The organism is Microbacterium sp. C5A9 (assembly GCF_022627955.1).
Classification (GTDB): domain Bacteria; phylum Actinomycetota; class Actinomycetes; order Actinomycetales; family Microbacteriaceae; genus Microbacterium.
The window spans coordinates 232,385-248,268 of record NZ_JABXGD010000007.1; the positions used below are offsets into that span (position 1 = coordinate 232,385).

The following is a 15,884-nucleotide window of genomic DNA, read 5'->3' on the forward strand; positions in this document are numbered from 1 at the left end:
GCGAGGGAGGGCTGTTAAGCCGGGTCGCCGCCCAGCGGACCCACGGCCTCAAGGGGCTTCGGGTCGTCGGCACCGGTCTTGCGCGCCCGGGCGACGAGGTTGCCCAGGTGGTAGATGAGCAGTGCCGCGACCGTGCCGAGCACGATGCCGCCGAACGCGAAGTCGCCCAGCTGCATCGAGAAGCCGGCGATGCCGATCACGAGCGAGACGGCCGCCGTGTACTGGTTGACCGGGCGCGAGAAGTCGACCTTGCTGTCGACCCAGATCTTGATGCCGATGATGCCGATCAGGCCATAGAGCGCAGTGGTCGCCCCGCCCAGCACCCCGGCCGGGATCGAGTTGAAGACCTCGCCCACCTTCGGTGAGAACGCCAGCAGGATCGCGAAGAGTCCCGCGACCCAGTACACCGCGGTCGAGTAGACGCGGGTGGCGGCCATGACGCCGATGTTCTCGCCGTATGTCGTGGTGCCCGAGCCGCCGAACCCTCCGGCGATCGTGGTGGCGACGCCGTCGGCGATGAGCGCGCGACCGGTGTGCTTGTTGATCGCGGGGTCTTCGGTCATGGTCGCGACGCCGCGCACGTGGCCGACGTTCTCGGCGATCAGCACGAGGACGACGGGCAGGAACATCGCGATCGTCGACCACGTGCCCGGTTCGACGAAGTTCGGGAACTGGAAGTCGGGCAGGCCGACCCAGGGCGCGTCCGCGATGAGCTCGGCAGGGGTCCTGCCGCCGCGGAGCTCGTTCGGCACCTCGAACGATCCGGTGAACGCGGCGTAGACGAAGCCCACGGCGACGCCGAGGAAGATCGAGATGCGTCCGAGGAATCCGCGGAACAGCACCGCGAACAGGATGATCGCGACGAGGGTGATCGTGGCGGTCACCGGGTCGAGGGAGAAGTTGTTCCACGCGGTCGGAGCGAGGTTGAACCCGATGAGGGCGACGATCGCGCCGGCCACCACCGGCGGCATCAGCGCATCGATCCACCGCAGTCCGGCGAACTGCACGACCAGGCCGACGACAGTGAGCAGGATGCCGACGGCCACCACGCCGGCCAGCGCCGAGCCCGTTCCGCCGGCGGCGACCGCTGCCGTGATCGGTGCGATGAACGCGAACGACGAGCCGAGATAGCTCGGCAGCTGGTTCTTGGTGACCAGCAGGAAGATCAGGGTGCCGAGCCCGCTGAACAGCAGGGTGGTCGAGACCGGGAAGCCGGTCAGCGTCGGCACGAGGAACGTGGCGCCGAACATTGCGACGACGTGCTGCGCGCCGATCGCGATCGTGGCGGGCCAGTTCAGGCGCTCTTCGGGGGTGACGACGGCGCCGGGTTCGACCGTGCGACCGTTTCCGTGGATCTTCCACAGAGGCATGCGGGCTCCTCAGGATCGGGGGAGTGGGAGTGCTTCCGCAACACTACCGATTCCTGAGTGTTGCCTGGGTGCGCTCCGGGCGCCTGCTCGGGCGGACTTCTCCGCGTCGGGCGGACGATTACCGAGGTCCCGTCCTCCCGATGGGGAGACGTCCTCCCCGGGGAGACGCCGCGGCGTCAGGCCCCGAGGCGCTCGATGAGCTCACGGTACCGATCGGCCGTGCGCTCCACGATGTCCTCGGGCAGCACCGGGGGCTCGCCCTGCTTGTCCCAGTTCGCGGCCAGCCAGTCGCGCACGATCTGCTTGTCGAAGCTCGCCATGCGCTCGGCAGGGGTCGTCCCGGTGCGCCAGGCCTCGGCATCCCAGTACCGCGAGGAGTCGCTCGTGAGCACCTCGTCGGCCAGGCGCAGGGTGCCGTCGGCGTCCGTCCCGAACTCGAACTTCGTGTCGGCGAGGATCAGGCCCTTCTCCTCGGCGATCGCGGCGGCGCGCGTGTACAGCGCCAGCGAGGCGTCGCGCAGCTCTGCGGCACGCTCGGCGCCGACGAGCTCGACCGTCTTCTCGAACGTGATGTTCTCGTCGTGCTCGCCCATCGGGGCCTTGTAGGCGGGGGTGAACAGGGGCTCGGGCAGGCGGTCGCCGTTCTGCAGGCCCTCGGGCAGCGGGATCCCGCACACGGTGCCGCTCTCGGTGTACTCGGCCCAGCCGGAACCGGTGATGTAGCCGCGGACGACGCACTCGATCGGCAGCATCTCGAGGGACTGCGCGAGCATCGCTCGGTCGGCGGCGCTCGCGGGGATCTCCCCGTCGGCCAGGTGGTTCGGCACGTCGCTCAGCTCGCTGAACCACCAGCGGCTGAGGCGCGTGAGCAGGGCGCCCTTCTGCGGGATCCCCGGAGACAGCACGAAGTCGAAGGCGCTGACCCTGTCGGAGGCGACCACGAGGATGCGGGTGTCGGCGGCGTCTTCCGAGGCGTACAGGTCGCGGACCTTGCCCGAGTAGATGTGGCGCCAGCCGGGGATGGTCTGCGCGGTGCTGTCCGAAGGTGTGCTCACCCGCCCATTATCCCGGTTCGCCGCGCCGGATGTCGGCGGGGATGCCTAGCCTGGACCCGTGACCGACGACACCTTCACCGAGCGCCTGCGGCTGTCGCGCCCGAAGCCCTCCGATCTCGACGCGGTCTTCGCGATCCAGAGCGATCCGCGGGTGTGGACCCACTACCCGAGCCTCCGTCACACCGACCCCGCGCAGACCGTCGAGATGATGCGCCGGTGGGAGCGCAGCTGGGCAGACGCGGGTCTCGGGTCCTGGGTCGTCCGTCTGCGCGACACCGGCGAGGTGGTCGGCAACGGCGGGTGCACGCTGCTCGGCGGCGAGGTGTGGAACGTCGGGTACCGGATCGCCGGAGATCATCACGGTCGAGGTCTGGCGACTGAGCTGGCACGGGCGGGGGTCGAAGCGGCGAGGGCGATCGCCCCTGAGCTCCCCGTGATCGCCTATCTCGTCGAGCACAACCGAGCGTCGGCGCACGTCGCCGAGAAGCTCGGCCTCGCACTCGTGCACCGGGCGCCCGATGCGGGCAACCCCGACCCCGAGGCGGTGCGGCTCGTCTACGCGGATCCACCGCTGACGCCGGAGCAGCTCGCCGCCACCCTGACCTAGGGCGGGCTCGGCATCCGTCTTGTCGACCGGCTCGAGAGAGCGTATAGTCCACGTGGACTATTTGAGGGGGAGCACGTGTCGAAGGATCCGGTGGAGCGGTTGACCCCGATGGGGGTGATGGTGCTCGCGCTGCTGCGCGAAGGCGACATGCACCCCTACGAGATGGTGCGCCTGATGCGCTCCCGCCGCGACGAGCGACTGCTGGCCATCACCAACGGCACGCTCTATCACACGGTCGGCCGGCTGCAGCGGGAGGGGTTGATCGACGAGGTCGGCATCGACCGCGACGGCAACCGACCGGAGCGCACCACTTACACGCTCACGGATGGCGGAGTGGATGCGCTCGTCGAGTGGCTGCGGCGCGAGCTCTCGGTCATCGACCGACCGGCCGAGTTCCGGATCGCGCTCGCCGAAGCTCACAACCTCGAGCGCCCCGACGTGATCGACTGCCTCCGCGCCCGCCGCGCCGCGCTCGACGAGGGGCACGTGATGCACCGTGACGGACTGATCGGCGCACGGGCCACGGCCGTTCCCGAGCAGGTGCTCGTGGAGTTCGAGCGCCAGGAGGTACTGCTCGACGCCGAGCTGCGCTGGCTCGACTCCCTTCTCGACCGCCTCGACGCCGAAGCCTTCCCCTGGGGCCCCACGGCATTCGAGAACACAGACCGCTATCTCGCTCAGCGAAAGGCTGCACAGCAATGACCGATTCCTCCTCGACAGGACGCCCGCCCGCGGCATCCTCGTCGTCCGGTCCCTCGACCGGAACCTTCGCCGCAGGGCATCGCCCCGCCAGCCCCTGGCCGGCGCTGTGGGCGCTGGTCATCGGCTTCTTCATGATCCTCGTCGACACGACGATCGTCTCGGTCGCCAACCCCGCGATCAAGGCCGCACTCGACCCCAGCACCAACAACCTCGACAACGTGGTGTGGGTCACCAGCGCCTACCTGCTCGCCTACGCGGTGCCCATCCTGATCACCGGACGCCTCGGCGACCGTTTCGGCCCGAAGAACATCTACCTGATCGGTCTCGCCGTCTTCACGCTCGCCTCGCTCTGGTGCGGTCTGTCGGACTCGCTCGAGATGCTCATCGCCGCCCGCGCGGTGCAGGGGCTCGGCGCCGCGTTCATGACGCCCCAGACGATGGCCGTGATCACGCGCACCTTCCCGCCCGAGCGACGCGGCGCGGCGATGGGCCTGTGGGGGGCGACCGCCGGTGTCGCGACGCTGGTAGGGCCGCTGGTCGGCGGCCTGCTCGTCGACGGCTTCGGCTGGGAGTGGATCTTCTTCGTCAACATCCCGGTCGGGATCGTGGCGTTCGTGCTGGCCTGGCGTCTCGTTCCGCAGCTCGCCACCAGCCCTCATCGCTTCGACATCGTCGGCGTGGTGCTGAGCGCGGTGGCGCTGTTCCTCCTCGTCTTCGGTCTGCAGGAGGGCGAGAAGTTCGACTGGGGCGTCATCTGGGGGCCGATCTCGGTGTGGAGCCTGATCATCGCCGGACTCGTCGTGCTGGCGCTGTTCATCGTGCAGCAGGCGCGCACCCGCAGCGAGCCGCTCGTGCCGCTCGATCTCTTCCGCGACCGCAACTTCTCGGGGGCGAACGTCGCGATCGCCGCCGTGGGATTCACGGTGACGAGCATGTCGCTGCCCATGATGTTCTTCCTGCAGACCGCGCGGGGTCTCACCCCGACCGAGGCTGCGCTGCTGCTCATCCCGATGGCCGTGCTGTCGGGCGTGCTCGCCCCGTTCGCCGGCAAGCTGCTCGACCGTGTCGACCCGCGCATCATCCTGATCCCGGGGCTGCTGTGCGTCATCGTCGCCCTCATCTGGTACTCGACGCTGATCACCATGGACACCCCGATCTGGATGTTCCTGATGCCGTCGGCGCTCATGGGCATCGGCAACGCGGGCATGTGGGGACCGCTCGCGACCACCGCCACCCGCAAGCTGCCGCCGCGTCAGGCGGGGGCCGGTGCCGGCATCTACAACACCACCCGCACCATCGGCTCGGTCATCGGGTCGGCCTCCATCGCCGCCTTCATGCAGTCGCGTCTCGAGGCGAACCTCCCGGGCCTCGCCGACTCCCCGGCGGGCATCAGCGGCGGCACCCTCCCGCCGCAGGTGGCCGAGGGCTTCGCCGCAGGCATGTCGCAGGCCATCCTCCTGCCGGCGTGCGTGATGGTCGTCGCGCTCGTCGCCTCGCTCTTCCTCGGACGCTATGACAAGGCGGATGCCGCGGCATCCGCGCGCGCGGAGGCGCCCGCTCCGTCGGCATGACCGATCTCTGACGACGGGCCGGGTCCTCTGCACGATCATGCGGAGGACCCGGCCCTCTTCCGTCGGCCGGGCTCCTGCACCGAGCCTGACCGGTTTGCCACCGCCGCAGCAGGTGTGATGTCATCGGGCGATGACGATCGAGCTCACGAAGCCCACCGCCGACCTCTTCGACTCCTGGGCGGCGGCCGTCGCCGAGTTCGGTGACGGGCACGTCGACGGATCGGGTCTGCACGCACCCGTCACCCCGGACCGCGCGACGCTCGACGCCCTGATCGAGAAGTCGACGCTGCTCGCCGACACGAGCGCCGAACTGCCCGCGGATGCGGTGCACAACGACCTGTACTGGATCACGGACGACGGCGAGGTCGTCGGCTTCCTCTCGTTCCGTCACGATCTCAACGACTACCTGCGCGAGGTGGGCGGCCACATCGGGTACTCCGTGCGGGAGTCCCGTCGCCGCCAGGGCTATGCGTCGGCGGCGCTGCGGCTCGGACTCGAGCGTGTGCGGCAGATCGGGCTCGACCGGGTGATGGTCACGTGCGACGACGACAACGTCGGCTCGTACCGCACCATCGAGGGCGCCGGCGGCGTGCTGCAGGACGTCCGCACGCTGCCCGAGCACGGCGAGCAGCCGGTGCGACGGTACTGGATCGCCCTCTAGTCGCGAGCGCCGCGGAGCCCCCTCGGAACACGACGACACGCCGTCGCCGGTTAGGGTGGATGGTCGACGACCATCCCGGTGGCAGCATCCTGTCGCCCATCCGATCCGAGGAGCATCCGTCGTGATCCCACATCCCTCCCCTGCGTCTGCGCGTCTGCGCACGCTCGGACGCACCGTCGGGGCGATGGCGCTCACGGCGTTCGTCGCGGCCGGCGCCCTGCTCGGCGGAGCTTCTGCCGCCACCGCGGCCGATGACACCGAGACGTACGTCATCGGCACCGACACGACGTTCGCGCCGTTCGAGTTCACCTCTCCCGAGGGCGACCTGGTCGGCATCGACATGGATCTGCTCCGTGCGATCGCGGAGGACCAGGGCTTCGAGGTCGAGATCCGCCAGCTCGGGTTCGACGCGGCGCTGCAGGCTCTGCAGTCGAACCAGGTGGATGCCGTCATGGCCGGCATGTCGATCACCGAGGAACGTCAGCAGATCTTCGACTTCAGCGAGCCGTACTTCACCAGCGGCATCCAGCTGGGTGTGCTCGACGCGAGCGACATCCAGTCGCTCGACGACCTCGACGGCAAGACGGTGGCGGTCAAGACCGGCACGCAGGGGCAGACCTTCGCCGAGGACAATCAGGACGAGTACGGCTTCCGCGTGACGCCCTACTCCGACACGACAGACATGGTCGATGCGGTCAAGGCCGGGCAGGCCGTGGGCTACTTCGAGGACTTCCCGGTGCTCGCCTACGGCATCCAGCAGGGATCCGGCTTCCGCCTCATCGGCGACCCGGAGCTCGGCGGCGAGTACGGTTTCGCGGTCAACAAGGGGCAGAACCCCGACCTGATCGAGAAGTTCAACGCGGGCCTCGAGAACCTCCAGGCATCGGGGGAGTACGACGAGATCGTCGACACGTACCTCGCCGGCGGTGAGGAGACCACGCAGGCGACCGACATCTTCTCGGTGGCCGTGAAGTACTGGCCCGCGCTCATGGAGGGCCTGTGGCTGACGATCCTCGCGACGCTCGTCGCGCTCGTCGCCGCGTTCATCCTGGGCATCGTGTTCGGCTTCGGTCGCATCTCGAAGTTCCTGCCGTTCCGGTGGCTCGCGACCGCGTACGTGTTCGTCTTCCGCGGCACTCCGATCCTGGTGCAGGCGTTCTTCGTGTTCTTCGCGATCCCGCAGCTGTTCCCCGGCCTCACGTTCAACCCGTTCGTCGCGGGAGCCATCACGCTCTCGCTGAACACGGGCGCGTACATGACCGAGATCATCCGCGGCGGCATCCAGGCCGTCGACCCGGGCCAGAACGAGGCCTCGCGCTCGCTGGGTCTCGGCCACTGGAAGACCATGCAGAAGGTCGTGCTCCCGCAGGCGTTCCGCATCATGATCCCGTCGTTCGTGAACCAGGGCATCATCACCCTCAAGGACACGTCGCTGATCAGCGTCATCGGTCTCGCGGAGCTCACGTTCGTGTCGCGGCAGATCATCGCCTCGACATACCTGTCGGCCCAGGTGCTGACGATCGTCGCCATCATCTACTTCGTCGTGATCACGCTCCTCACGCTGCTCGCGAACCGCCTGGAGAGGAAGTTCAACGCATGAGCAAGATCGAGGTCAAAGGCCTGCACAAGTCGTTCGGCGACAATCACGTGCTCCAGGGCATCGATCTGACGGTCGACGACGGCGAGGTCGTCGCGGTCATCGGTCCGTCGGGGTCGGGCAAGTCGACCCTGCTGCGCTGCCTCAACAAGCTCGAGGAGCCGACGTCGGGGCACGTCATCGTCGACGGCGTCGACCTGACCGACAAGAGCGTCAAGCTCGACGAGGTGCGTCAGCGCATCGGCATGGTGTTCCAGCACTTCAACCTGTTCCCGCACATGACGGTGCTCGAGAACATCACGCTCGCCCCGATCGAGCTCGGCAAGCTGTCGAAGGCCGAGGCCCGTGAGCGGGCACTCGGGCTGCTCGACCGCGTGGGCCTGGCCGAGAAGGCGGATGCCAAGCCGGCATCCCTGTCGGGCGGTCAGAAGCAGCGCGTCGCGATCGCCCGTGCGCTGGCCATGGATCCCGAGATCATGCTCTTCGACGAGGCCACCAGCGCCCTCGACCCCGAGATGGTCGGCGAGGTGCTGCAGGTCATCCGCGACCTCGCCTCGGGCGGCATGACGATGGTGCTCGTCACCCACGAGATGGGCTTCGCGCGCGAGGTCTCGGGCCGCACGGTCTTCATGGACGGCGGAGTCGTCGTCGAAGAGGCGCCGCCGGCCGAGCTGTTCGGTGCCCCGAAGAACGAGCGTCTCAAGGACTTCCTCTCGAAGGTCCTCTGAACCCCTCGCCCGCGTCGAGGGCCCTCACCCGGTAAAGCCGTGCCCCCGGGCGGAAGCCGTGCAGGGTGGGGCGGTGGGCCGAGTGGGCCGAGGGCTACTCCGCGACGCGGGCGGCGATGTCGGTGCGGTGGTGCGAGCCCTCGAGGGAGATCAGGGCGATCGCCTCGTAGGCGCGGTCGCGCGCGGTGCGGAAGTCGGATGCCACGGCGACGACGTTCAGCACGCGTCCGCCCGTCGCGATGAGCGAGCCGCCGGGGGCGTCGGGGCTGGCGGTGGCGGCGTGCACGAGGCGCACGCCCTCGACCGCGGCGGCCTCGGCGAGGCCCTCGATGGGGCGGCCGGTCTGCGGCGCCTCGGGGTATCCCTCGCTCGCGAGCACGACGGTGATGGCGACGTCGTCGCTGAACACCGGTGCGGGCTGATCCTCGAGGGTGCCGGATGCCGCGGCGAGCAGCAGCTCCGACAGCGGGGTGACGAGTCGCGGCAGGACGATCTGCGTCTCGGGGTCGCCGAAGCGCGCGTTGAACTCGATCACACGCACGCCCGCGGGCGTGAGGATGAGCCCGGCGTAGAGCAGGCCGATGAACGGGGTGCCCTCGCTGTCGAGCTGACGGATCACGGGGAGCGCCACGTCGCGCGTGACCTCCTCGACGAACGCCTGCTCGCTGCCGAACTGCTCGGCGAGCCAGGGGAGAGGAGAGTAGGCGCCCATGCCACCCGTGTTCGGGCCCTCGTCGCCGTCGAACGCGCGCTTGAAGTCCTGTGCAGGGCTGAGTGCACGCACGGTGTCGCCGTCGCTGAGGAAGAACAGCGAGACCTCGGGGCCGGAGAGGAACTCCTCGATCAGCACGGGACCGGAGGGCAGATAGTGCGCGGCGTGGGCGAGCGCTTCGGAGCGGTCGGACGTCACGATGACGCCCTTGCCCGCCGCCAGCCCGTCGGCCTTCACCACGTAGGGGGCGCCCAGGTCGTCGAACGCGGCCTCGACCTCGGCTGCCGTGGTGGCGCGCACCGCGCGGCCGGTGGGCACGCCGGCGGCATCCATGATGCGCTTGGCGAACGACTTCGATCCCTCGAGCTGGGCCGCCGCCTTGCCGGGGCCGAACACCGGGATTCCGTGCGCGCGCAGCACATCGGCGACACCCGCGACGAGCGGCGCTTCGGGGCCGACGACCACGAGGTCGACGGCGTGCTCGTTCGCGAAGGCGGTCACGGCGGCGCCGTCGAGCATGTCGACCGTGACGGGGGTCGCGTCGCGCGCGATGCCGGCATTGCCGGGGGCGACGAAGATCTCGTGCTCCGCGGTCTCTGCTCGCAGAGCGAGGATGATCGCGTGCTCACGGGCACCGGAACCGAGGACGAGGATCTTCACCCGTCCAGACTACCGACGCGGGCCGCCAGTCCGCGTGCGGCGGGTCAGAGCTCGATCGGGCGTTCGACCGACCGGTCCCACTCGACCGTCCACCCTGCGGCGTCGAACAGGGCGTCGAGCACCATCGCGGTGAAACCCCACACGATCGTGCCGTCGATGTCGAACGCGGGGCCCTTCCAGGTGCGGCCCATGCGGTGGATCGTCGACGTGTGTCGGTTCGCGGGGTCGAGCAGCTGCGCCACGGGCACCCGGAACACGTCGACCGTCTCGGCATGGTCGACGGCCGCGACGCGCGAGGGGGAGCGCCACCATGCGAGCACGGGGGTCACCACGTGGTTGCTGGCCGCGAGAGGGAGTTCGGGAAGGGTCGCGAGGATCTCGACGCCCGACGGATCGAGACCCGTCTCCTCCTCGGCCTCCCGGAGGGCGGTGGCGACCGCATCCGCATCCTCATCCTCGGCGCGGCCACCGGGAAAGGAGACCTGTCCCGGGTGCGACGACAGTGTGGCGGCGCGTCGCTGCAGCAGCACGTCGAGATCGGCGGCCATCGTCACGGAATCGGTCTGTGCGGGGATGCTGTCGAGCCGCCCGAACAGCACGAGGACGGATGCCGGCTGCGCGCTGCCGACGACCGGAGGGAAGGGGCGCGCCCAGGCCTCGGTGCGCCGCGTCGCGGCGAGCAGCTCGTCGCGCGCTCCATGCAGAGTCTCGGGATTCTGGCTCATCGAGTCGAGCCTATGCCCGTGGCGACGGGCGGCGGCAGGCACTGATCCGAACCGACCGGCGCAGGCCCCCCCCGGCGTACCCTGGAGCACATGCCCTCCCGCAAGATCGACATCGTCGACGGACGCGCCGCTCTCGATGCCGTGCGTGCCGCCGACGCCGCCGGCGAGAAGCCGCAGCGCCCCGTGCTGGCGACGAGTGTGCGCTATCTGCTGCAGCTGCTCGACGAGAAGGCGCCAGGCAACAGCGTCGAGGTGCGGGTGCCGCCGTTCGGTGCGGTGCAGGTCATCCAGGGGCCGCGGCACACGCGGGGCACCCCGCCGAACGTGGTCGAGATGGATGCCGCCACCTGGATCGCGGTCGCGACGGGAGCGGAGCCGTGGGCGCAGGCCGCAGCATCCGGACGCGTCCAGGCCTCGGGCACGCGGGCAGACCTCGCCGACGTGCTGCCGCTCCGCCCCTGACGGATCCACCCGAGACCCGCATGCGGTGCACCGACAACGGTGGGAGAATGGGAGCATGTCCTCCCACGATTCCTCCGAGACGGTCGAGGCGACCGTACGACGCGTGCCGCGATTCGGCGTTTTCATGGGCATCGGCGTCGTGCTCGGCGTCATCGCCGCCGGCATCCTCACGATGGTCGGCAGCTACGAGCCGTCGGCGGCGGTCAACGTCGTCTACCCTCCGGGCCAGGTGTTCGGATTCCTGCTGCTGTGGACCGTGCCGATCGGCGTCGCTCTCGCCAGCGTGGTCGCGTTGATCCTCGAGCGCACCGCCCGCCGTCACGATCACGTCGTGCGCGTCGAGCACGAGACGATCATCGAGAAGGACTGACCCCGGCCGGACCCGTCACGCCAGTTCGGCGATGATCGGTCGGATCGCCGCGTCGAACGACACGACGTCGCGCCGCAGGCCGTCGGTCACGGCGACGGTGAGCGCGCCGACCCACCAGATGCCCCGCTGCGAGAACGGCAGCACCTGCACGTTCAGCTCGAACGAGTGCGCCCGACGACCGATGTCGCGCTCGAACTCCGCGATCGCGCTGGCGTAGGCGCGGTAGGCCTCGCCGCCGATGGTTCCGCTGCCCGAGCGCGTCGCGATCGAGCTGCGGATCGACGACACGTATCGGTCGTGCGCGACGCGGGCGAAGTGCAGGGCGGATGCCGCGTGCGGCGCGATCGCCTCGGCGAGCTGCTCGGCTCCGGTCGCGGGCAGTGCGACGAGCGTGTCGAAGCCGTCGATCAGTTCGAGGGGCACTCCGGAGGGGTGTGCGCGCGGCTCGATCGTCATGTCCCAGTAGTCGCGCCACTGCTTCTCGAGCTCGGGCGTGACCTCGACCGCATCGGGTGCTCGGACGGGCAGGTCGCGCAGGCTCGGCAGGTCCTGAGGAGCGCGGATGCCGAGCGATTGGCGCAGTGCGAGCGCGACGAGCACCGGAACGCTCGCGTCTTCGCGGATCAACCACTGCGGCTTGTCGGCCATGGCCCCATCGTAGGAGATGGAGGGAGGGGAGAGGAGGCCTCGACGGGCGGTAGGCTGGAGGCGTGGCTGCCTCCCCCACCAATCCCTATTCCGAAGCCGGCGTCGATACCGCTGCAGGCGATCTCGCCGTCGAGCTGATGAAGTCCTCCGTGCGCGCGACGCACGGCCCTGAAGTGCTGGGCGGTGTCGGCGGATTCGCCGGGCTGTTCGACGCGAGCGCACTGCGCGACTTCCGTCGCCCGCTGCTCGCGACCAGCACCGACGGCGTCGGCACGAAGGTCGCCATCGCGCAGGCCATCGACAAGCACGACACGATCGGTCAGGACCTCGTCGGCATGGTCGTCGACGACATCGTGGTGGTCGGTGCGAAGCCGCTCTTCATGACCGACTACATCGCGTGCGGCAAGGTCTTCCCGCAGCGCATCGCCGACATCGTGCGCGGCATCGCCGAGGCGTGCTCCGCCACCGGCACCGCGCTCGTCGGCGGCGAGACGGCAGAGCACCCCGGCCTCCTCGGTCCGCGCGACTACGACGTGGCGGGAGCTGCGACGGGAGTCGTCGAGGCCGACGGCATCCTCGGAGCCGACCGCGTGCAGGACGGCGACGTCGTGCTCGCGATCGAGTCGAGCGGACTCCACTCCAACGGCTACTCGCTCGTGCGCCATATCGTCACGAACGCGGGGATCGGCTACGGCGACAACGCCGCCGACTTCGGCACCACCTGGGGCGAGGCCCTGCTCGAGCCGACGCGTCTCTACACTCTTCCGCTGCTGCGTCTGATCGAGCAGCTCGGATCGGCGACCGGTTCGGGCAGCCAGGGCGTCCACGCGCTCAGCCACGTCACCGGCGGCGGCATCGCCGCGAACCTCGCCCGCGTTCTGCCGCAGGGCAGCTGGGCCGAGGTCGACCGCAGTACGTGGTCACCGAGCCCGGTCTTCCGCGTGCTCAGCGACATCGCCGGATCCACGCTGGAGTCGGCCGAGGGCACCTGGAACCTCGGCATCGGGTTCCTCGCGGTCATCGCAGCCGACAAGAAGGACGCCGCGATCGCGGCCCTCGCAGCCGAGGGCATGCCCGCGTGGCAGGTCGCGACGGTGGGCTTCGGCGCACGTCCGGCAGGAGAGTTCGAACAGGGCGCCAAGGGCGTCGACGGTGGAGCAGTGCGCCTGGTCGGCGCCTACGCGGACGGAGCGAAGTAAGAGCCCATGTGCGGCATCGTCGGAATGGTGGGCTCTGCCCCGGTCAATCAGGACATCTACGACGCTCTCCTGCTGCTGCAGCACCGCGGCCAGGATGCGACGGGAATCGCCACCGCCGAGGCGAACGGCGTGATGCACAACGCCAAGGCGCAGGGGATGGTCCGCGAGGCGTTCCGCACCCGCGACATGCGCGGCCTGCTCGGCAACGTCGGTCTCGGCCACGTGCGCTACGCGACGAAGGGCACCGCCTCGAACGAGGAGGAGATGCAGCCGTTCTACGTGAACGCGCCGTACGGCATCATCCTCATCCACAACGGCAACCTGACGAACACGCGTGAGCTCACGGCCGACATGGCCCAGCGCGACCGCCGCCACCTGAACTCCTCGAGCGACACCGAGCTGCTGCTCAACGTGCTCGCCGGCGAGCTGCAGAACACGACCTCGACGGTCGACCTCGATGCCGAGCGCATCTTCGAGGCCGTCGCCCGCACGCACGAGCGCATCGAGGGCGCCTACGCCGTGATCGCCGTGATCGCCGGGTACGGACTGCTCGCGTTCCGCGATCCGTTCGGCATCCGTCCTCTCATCCTGGGGCGTCGCCCGTCGACCGTCGCCGGATCCGAGGGGCGCGACGAGTGGGTCGTGGCGAGCGAGTCGCTCGTGCTCGAGAACGCCGACTACGAGGTCGTGCGCGAGGTCGAGCCCGGTGAGGCTATCTTCATCACGAACGAGGGCGAGCTGCACAGCAAGCAGTGCGCGACCGAGGCCGTGCTCGCGCCGTGCGCGTTCGAGTACGTCTACCTCGCCCGTCCCGACTCGGTCATGAACGGCGTCTCGGTCTACGAGTCGCGGCTGCGCATGGGCGACAAGCTCGCCGACACGATCGCGAAGCACGTGCCGATGGACAAGATCGACGTGGTCATGCCGATCCCCGACTCCGCGCGCCCCGCCGCCATGGAGGTCGCCCGCAAGCTGGGCATCGAGTACCGCGAGGGCTTCTACAAGAACCGCTATGTCGGCCGCACCTTCATCATGCCCGGGCAGGCGGTGCGCAAGAAGAGCGTGCGGCAGAAGCTCAACGCCATGTCGACCGAGTTCCAGGGCAAGAACGTGCTCCTGATCGACGACTCGATCGTGCGCGGAACGACCTCGAAGCAGATCATCCAGATGGCTCGTGACGCCGGTGCGACCTCGGTGACGTTCGCCTCGGCGGCGCCGCCGGTGCGACACCCGCACGTCTACGGCATCAACATGCCGTCACGGCACGAGCTCATCGCGCACGGTCGGACGATCCCCGAGATCGCCGAGGAGCTGGGGTGCGACCACCTCGTGTATCAGGAGGTCGAAGACCTCAAGGCCGCCATCACCGAGGGATCCGTGCTCAGCGATCTCGACATGAGCTGCTTCGACGGCCGGTACGTCACCGGCACCGTCTCCGACGAGTACCTCGCGTGGGTGGAGGGGTCGCAGACCTCGTGACCTCGGGTGCGCAGCCGCTCTGGCGCGGACGCGCGCTCGCGCTGATCGGGATCGTCCTGGTCGCGTTCTCGCTGCGCTCCGCCGTGGCATCGCTGTCTCCGGTGATCGACCACGTCGCGGCGGACTTCCCGGTCTCATCGGTCGTGATCGGCCTGATCGGGGCCGCGCCGCCCGTGTGCTTCGCCGTGTTCGGGCTGCTCACGCCCGTCTTCGAGCGTCGATTCGGTCTCGAGCGGGTCGCCGTCGTCGCGATCGCCCTGATCGCCGCGGGACTGCTGCTGCGCAGCCTGTCCGTCGACTCGACCTCGCTGCTCGCCGCGACCGCGGTGGTGTTCGCAGGTGTGGGCTCGGGCAACGTGCTGCTGCCCCCGCTGGTCAAGAAGTACTTCCCGGATCGTCTCGGTCTCATGATGACCGTGTACTCGACCACCATGGCGGTGTCGACGTTCGTGCCACCGCTGGTCGCCGTGCCGATCGCCGACACCGCAGGGTGGCGTGTGTCGCTGGGGCTGTGGGGTGTGTTCGCCGCGATCGCCCTGGTGCCGTGGGTCGCGATGCTGCTGACGAGCAGAGCGGATGCCGCCGCCGCGCCCGCGCTCGTGAAGCCGGCGTCCGCCTCCGCCGACCAGCCCTACGACGCCGCCTCGGTCGCGACCGGCCCCATCTCGACCACGCCGGCCAACCCCCGGGTCTTCGGGCGGCTCTGGCGTCTGCCGATGGCGTGGTCGATCGCGCTCGTGTTCGGGGCGTCGTCGACCATGGCCTACGTCTCCTTCTCGTGGCTGCCCACGATCATGATCGACGTGGGAGGGGTGAGCCCGTCGAACGCCGGGCTGCTGCTCTCGCTGTTCGGACTCATGGGACTTCCCTGCTCGCTGCTCGTGCCGATCCTGATCGTGCGCTTCCAGGCGACCCGTCCGGTGTTCGTCATCGCGATCGCCTGCGGTCTCGCGGGCCTCGCCGGCTTCCTCTTCCTCCCCACCGTGGCGATGCCGCTGTGGGTGGTGCTGTTCGGGCTCTCCCCGGCGCTGTTCCCCCTCGCGCTGGTGCTGCTCAGCATCCGCGCCCGCACGCCCGAGAGCGCCGTCGCGTTGAGCGGGTTCGTGCAGAGCATCGGCTATGCGGTCGCCGCGGCGTTCCCGCTGCTGATCGGACTGATCCACGATCTGACGGGCAGCTGGCAGATTCCGCTCTGGGTACTGGTGGGCGTTCTGGTGGCCGTGATCCCCGCGGGCTGGGTCGCTGGCCGCCGCCGCACGATCGAAGAGGACTGGGAGCGCCGGCACGGCCGCTGGTGATCCGGGCCGGTCGCGCTCGTCGGCGGAACCGCCTGCGGTC

16 protein-coding genes are annotated in these 15,884 nt (G+C 69.5%); 11 read left to right on the forward strand and 5 right to left on the reverse strand.

The genetic code is table 11. The annotated features are described in order from the left end of the window. Positions 1-14 precede the first annotated feature (14 nt). Together HWD99_RS14720 and HWD99_RS14725 are read right to left on the reverse strand one after the other, a co-directional pair. Positions 15-1,370 carry a uracil-xanthine permease family protein gene (locus HWD99_RS14720; RefSeq protein ID WP_241796939.1) on the reverse strand — a complete coding sequence of 452 codons (1,356 nt, stop codon included), beginning with the start codon at positions 1,368-1,370 and terminating at the stop codon, positions 15-17. A gap of 176 nt (positions 1,371-1,546) precedes the next feature. Beyond that, the gene (locus tag HWD99_RS14725; protein ID WP_241796940.1) at positions 1,547-2,425 is read right to left on the reverse strand and encodes a phosphoribosylaminoimidazolesuccinocarboxamide synthase; all 879 of its coding nucleotides are present in this window, start codon (positions 2,423-2,425) and stop codon (positions 1,547-1,549) included. A 58-nt stretch (positions 2,426-2,483) separates the two neighbouring features. Between HWD99_RS14725 and HWD99_RS14730 the strand changes: the two genes are divergently transcribed. From HWD99_RS14730 to HWD99_RS14755, 6 genes are all read left to right on the forward strand, one after another. Further along, a complete protein-coding gene (locus HWD99_RS14730; protein ID WP_241796941.1) occupies positions 2,484-3,032 on the forward strand; it encodes a GNAT family N-acetyltransferase in 549 nt (182 codons plus the stop codon). A 75-nt stretch (positions 3,033-3,107) separates the two neighbouring features. Beyond that, positions 3,108-3,734 (forward strand): PadR family transcriptional regulator, encoded by a 627-nt coding sequence (locus tag HWD99_RS14735; protein WP_241796942.1) that lies wholly within the window; start codon positions 3,108-3,110, stop codon positions 3,732-3,734. After that, positions 3,731-5,305 carry a DHA2 family efflux MFS transporter permease subunit gene (locus HWD99_RS14740; protein ID WP_241796943.1) on the forward strand — a complete coding sequence of 525 codons (1,575 nt, stop codon included), beginning with the start codon at positions 3,731-3,733 and terminating at the stop codon, positions 5,303-5,305. The genes HWD99_RS14735 and HWD99_RS14740 overlap by 4 nt, the downstream gene beginning before the upstream one ends. A 130-nt stretch (positions 5,306-5,435) precedes the next feature. Next, entirely contained in the window at positions 5,436-5,966 is a 531-nt protein-coding gene (locus HWD99_RS14745) for a GNAT family N-acetyltransferase (RefSeq protein ID WP_241796944.1), read from the forward strand. A 121-nt stretch (positions 5,967-6,087) separates the two neighbouring features. Then, positions 6,088-7,566: an amino acid ABC transporter substrate-binding protein/permease gene (locus HWD99_RS14750; RefSeq protein WP_241796945.1), complete on the forward strand. Its 1,479-nt coding sequence runs from the start codon at positions 6,088-6,090 to the stop codon at positions 7,564-7,566. Next, on the forward strand, positions 7,563-8,291 hold the full coding sequence (locus tag HWD99_RS14755) for an amino acid ABC transporter ATP-binding protein (protein WP_241796946.1): 729 nt from the start codon (positions 7,563-7,565) through the stop codon (positions 8,289-8,291). The genes HWD99_RS14750 and HWD99_RS14755 overlap by 4 nt, the downstream gene beginning before the upstream one ends. A 94-nt stretch (positions 8,292-8,385) precedes the next feature. Here HWD99_RS14755 and purD read toward each other — a convergent pair whose 3' ends face one another. Both purD and HWD99_RS14765 read right to left on the reverse strand, forming a co-directional pair. Continuing rightward, a complete protein-coding gene (gene purD / locus HWD99_RS14760) occupies positions 8,386-9,663 on the reverse strand; it encodes a phosphoribosylamine--glycine ligase (RefSeq protein WP_241796947.1) in 1,278 nt (425 codons plus the stop codon). 44 nt (positions 9,664-9,707) lie between these two features. Next, positions 9,708-10,388, reverse strand: coding sequence for a CoA pyrophosphatase (locus HWD99_RS14765; RefSeq protein ID WP_241796948.1), 681 nt, complete (start codon positions 10,386-10,388; stop codon positions 9,708-9,710). A gap of 90 nt (positions 10,389-10,478) precedes the next feature. Here HWD99_RS14765 and HWD99_RS14770 point away from each other — a divergent pair, with 90 nt between their 5' ends. Continuing rightward, positions 10,479-10,850, forward strand: coding sequence for a sterol carrier family protein (locus HWD99_RS14770; RefSeq protein ID WP_241796949.1), 372 nt, complete (start codon positions 10,479-10,481; stop codon positions 10,848-10,850). A 55-nt stretch (positions 10,851-10,905) separates the two neighbouring features. Beyond that, positions 10,906-11,220 (forward strand): potassium transporter Trk, encoded by a 315-nt coding sequence (locus HWD99_RS14775; RefSeq protein ID WP_241796950.1) that lies wholly within the window; start codon positions 10,906-10,908, stop codon positions 11,218-11,220. Positions 11,221-11,235: 15 nt separating this feature from the next. Here HWD99_RS14775 and HWD99_RS14780 read toward each other — a convergent pair whose 3' ends face one another. Then, positions 11,236-11,868, reverse strand: coding sequence for a zinc-binding alcohol dehydrogenase (locus HWD99_RS14780; protein ID WP_241796951.1), 633 nt, complete (start codon positions 11,866-11,868; stop codon positions 11,236-11,238). 62 nt (positions 11,869-11,930) lie between these two features. Here HWD99_RS14780 and purM point away from each other — a divergent pair, with 62 nt between their 5' ends. Genes purM through HWD99_RS14795 form a run of 3 tightly spaced genes read left to right on the forward strand, consistent with a single transcriptional unit; the run spans position 11,931 to position 15,844 of the window. After that, positions 11,931-13,067, forward strand: coding sequence for a phosphoribosylformylglycinamidine cyclo-ligase (gene purM / locus HWD99_RS14785; protein WP_241796952.1), 1,137 nt, complete (start codon positions 11,931-11,933; stop codon positions 13,065-13,067). A gap of 6 nt (positions 13,068-13,073) precedes the next feature. After that, the gene (purF, locus tag HWD99_RS14790; RefSeq protein WP_241796953.1) at positions 13,074-14,546 is read left to right on the forward strand and encodes an amidophosphoribosyltransferase; all 1,473 of its coding nucleotides are present in this window, start codon (positions 13,074-13,076) and stop codon (positions 14,544-14,546) included. Further along, positions 14,519-15,844, forward strand: a complete 1,326-nt coding sequence (locus HWD99_RS14795) for an MFS transporter (protein ID WP_241796954.1) — start codon at positions 14,519-14,521, stop codon at positions 15,842-15,844. Before purF ends, HWD99_RS14795 begins: the two co-directional genes overlap by 28 nt. The last annotated feature ends 40 nt before the right edge of the window (positions 15,845-15,884 follow it).

Excerpts from the sequence above, each read along its gene's own strand:
- HWD99_RS14720 (WP_241796939.1), bottom strand. The coding sequence starts at position 1,370 with ATGCCTCTGTGGAAGATCCACGGAAACGGTCGCACGGTCGAACCCGGC.
- HWD99_RS14740 (WP_241796943.1), top strand. The coding sequence starts at position 3,731 with ATGACCGATTCCTCCTCGACAGGACGCCCGCCCGCGGCATCCTCGTCG.
- HWD99_RS14775 (WP_241796950.1), top strand. The coding sequence starts at position 10,906 with ATGTCCTCCCACGATTCCTCCGAGACGGTCGAGGCGACCGTACGACGC.
- HWD99_RS14745 (WP_241796944.1), top strand. The coding sequence starts at position 5,436 with ATGACGATCGAGCTCACGAAGCCCACCGCCGACCTCTTCGACTCCTGG.
- purF (WP_241796953.1), top strand. The coding sequence starts at position 13,074 with ATGTGCGGCATCGTCGGAATGGTGGGCTCTGCCCCGGTCAATCAGGAC.
- HWD99_RS14765 (WP_241796948.1), bottom strand. The coding sequence starts at position 10,388 with ATGAGCCAGAATCCCGAGACTCTGCATGGAGCGCGCGACGAGCTGCTC.
- HWD99_RS14755 (WP_241796946.1), top strand. The coding sequence starts at position 7,563 with ATGAGCAAGATCGAGGTCAAAGGCCTGCACAAGTCGTTCGGCGACAAT.
- HWD99_RS14770 (WP_241796949.1), top strand. The coding sequence starts at position 10,479 with ATGCCCTCCCGCAAGATCGACATCGTCGACGGACGCGCCGCTCTCGAT.
- HWD99_RS14780 (WP_241796951.1), bottom strand. The coding sequence starts at position 11,868 with ATGGCCGACAAGCCGCAGTGGTTGATCCGCGAAGACGCGAGCGTTCCG.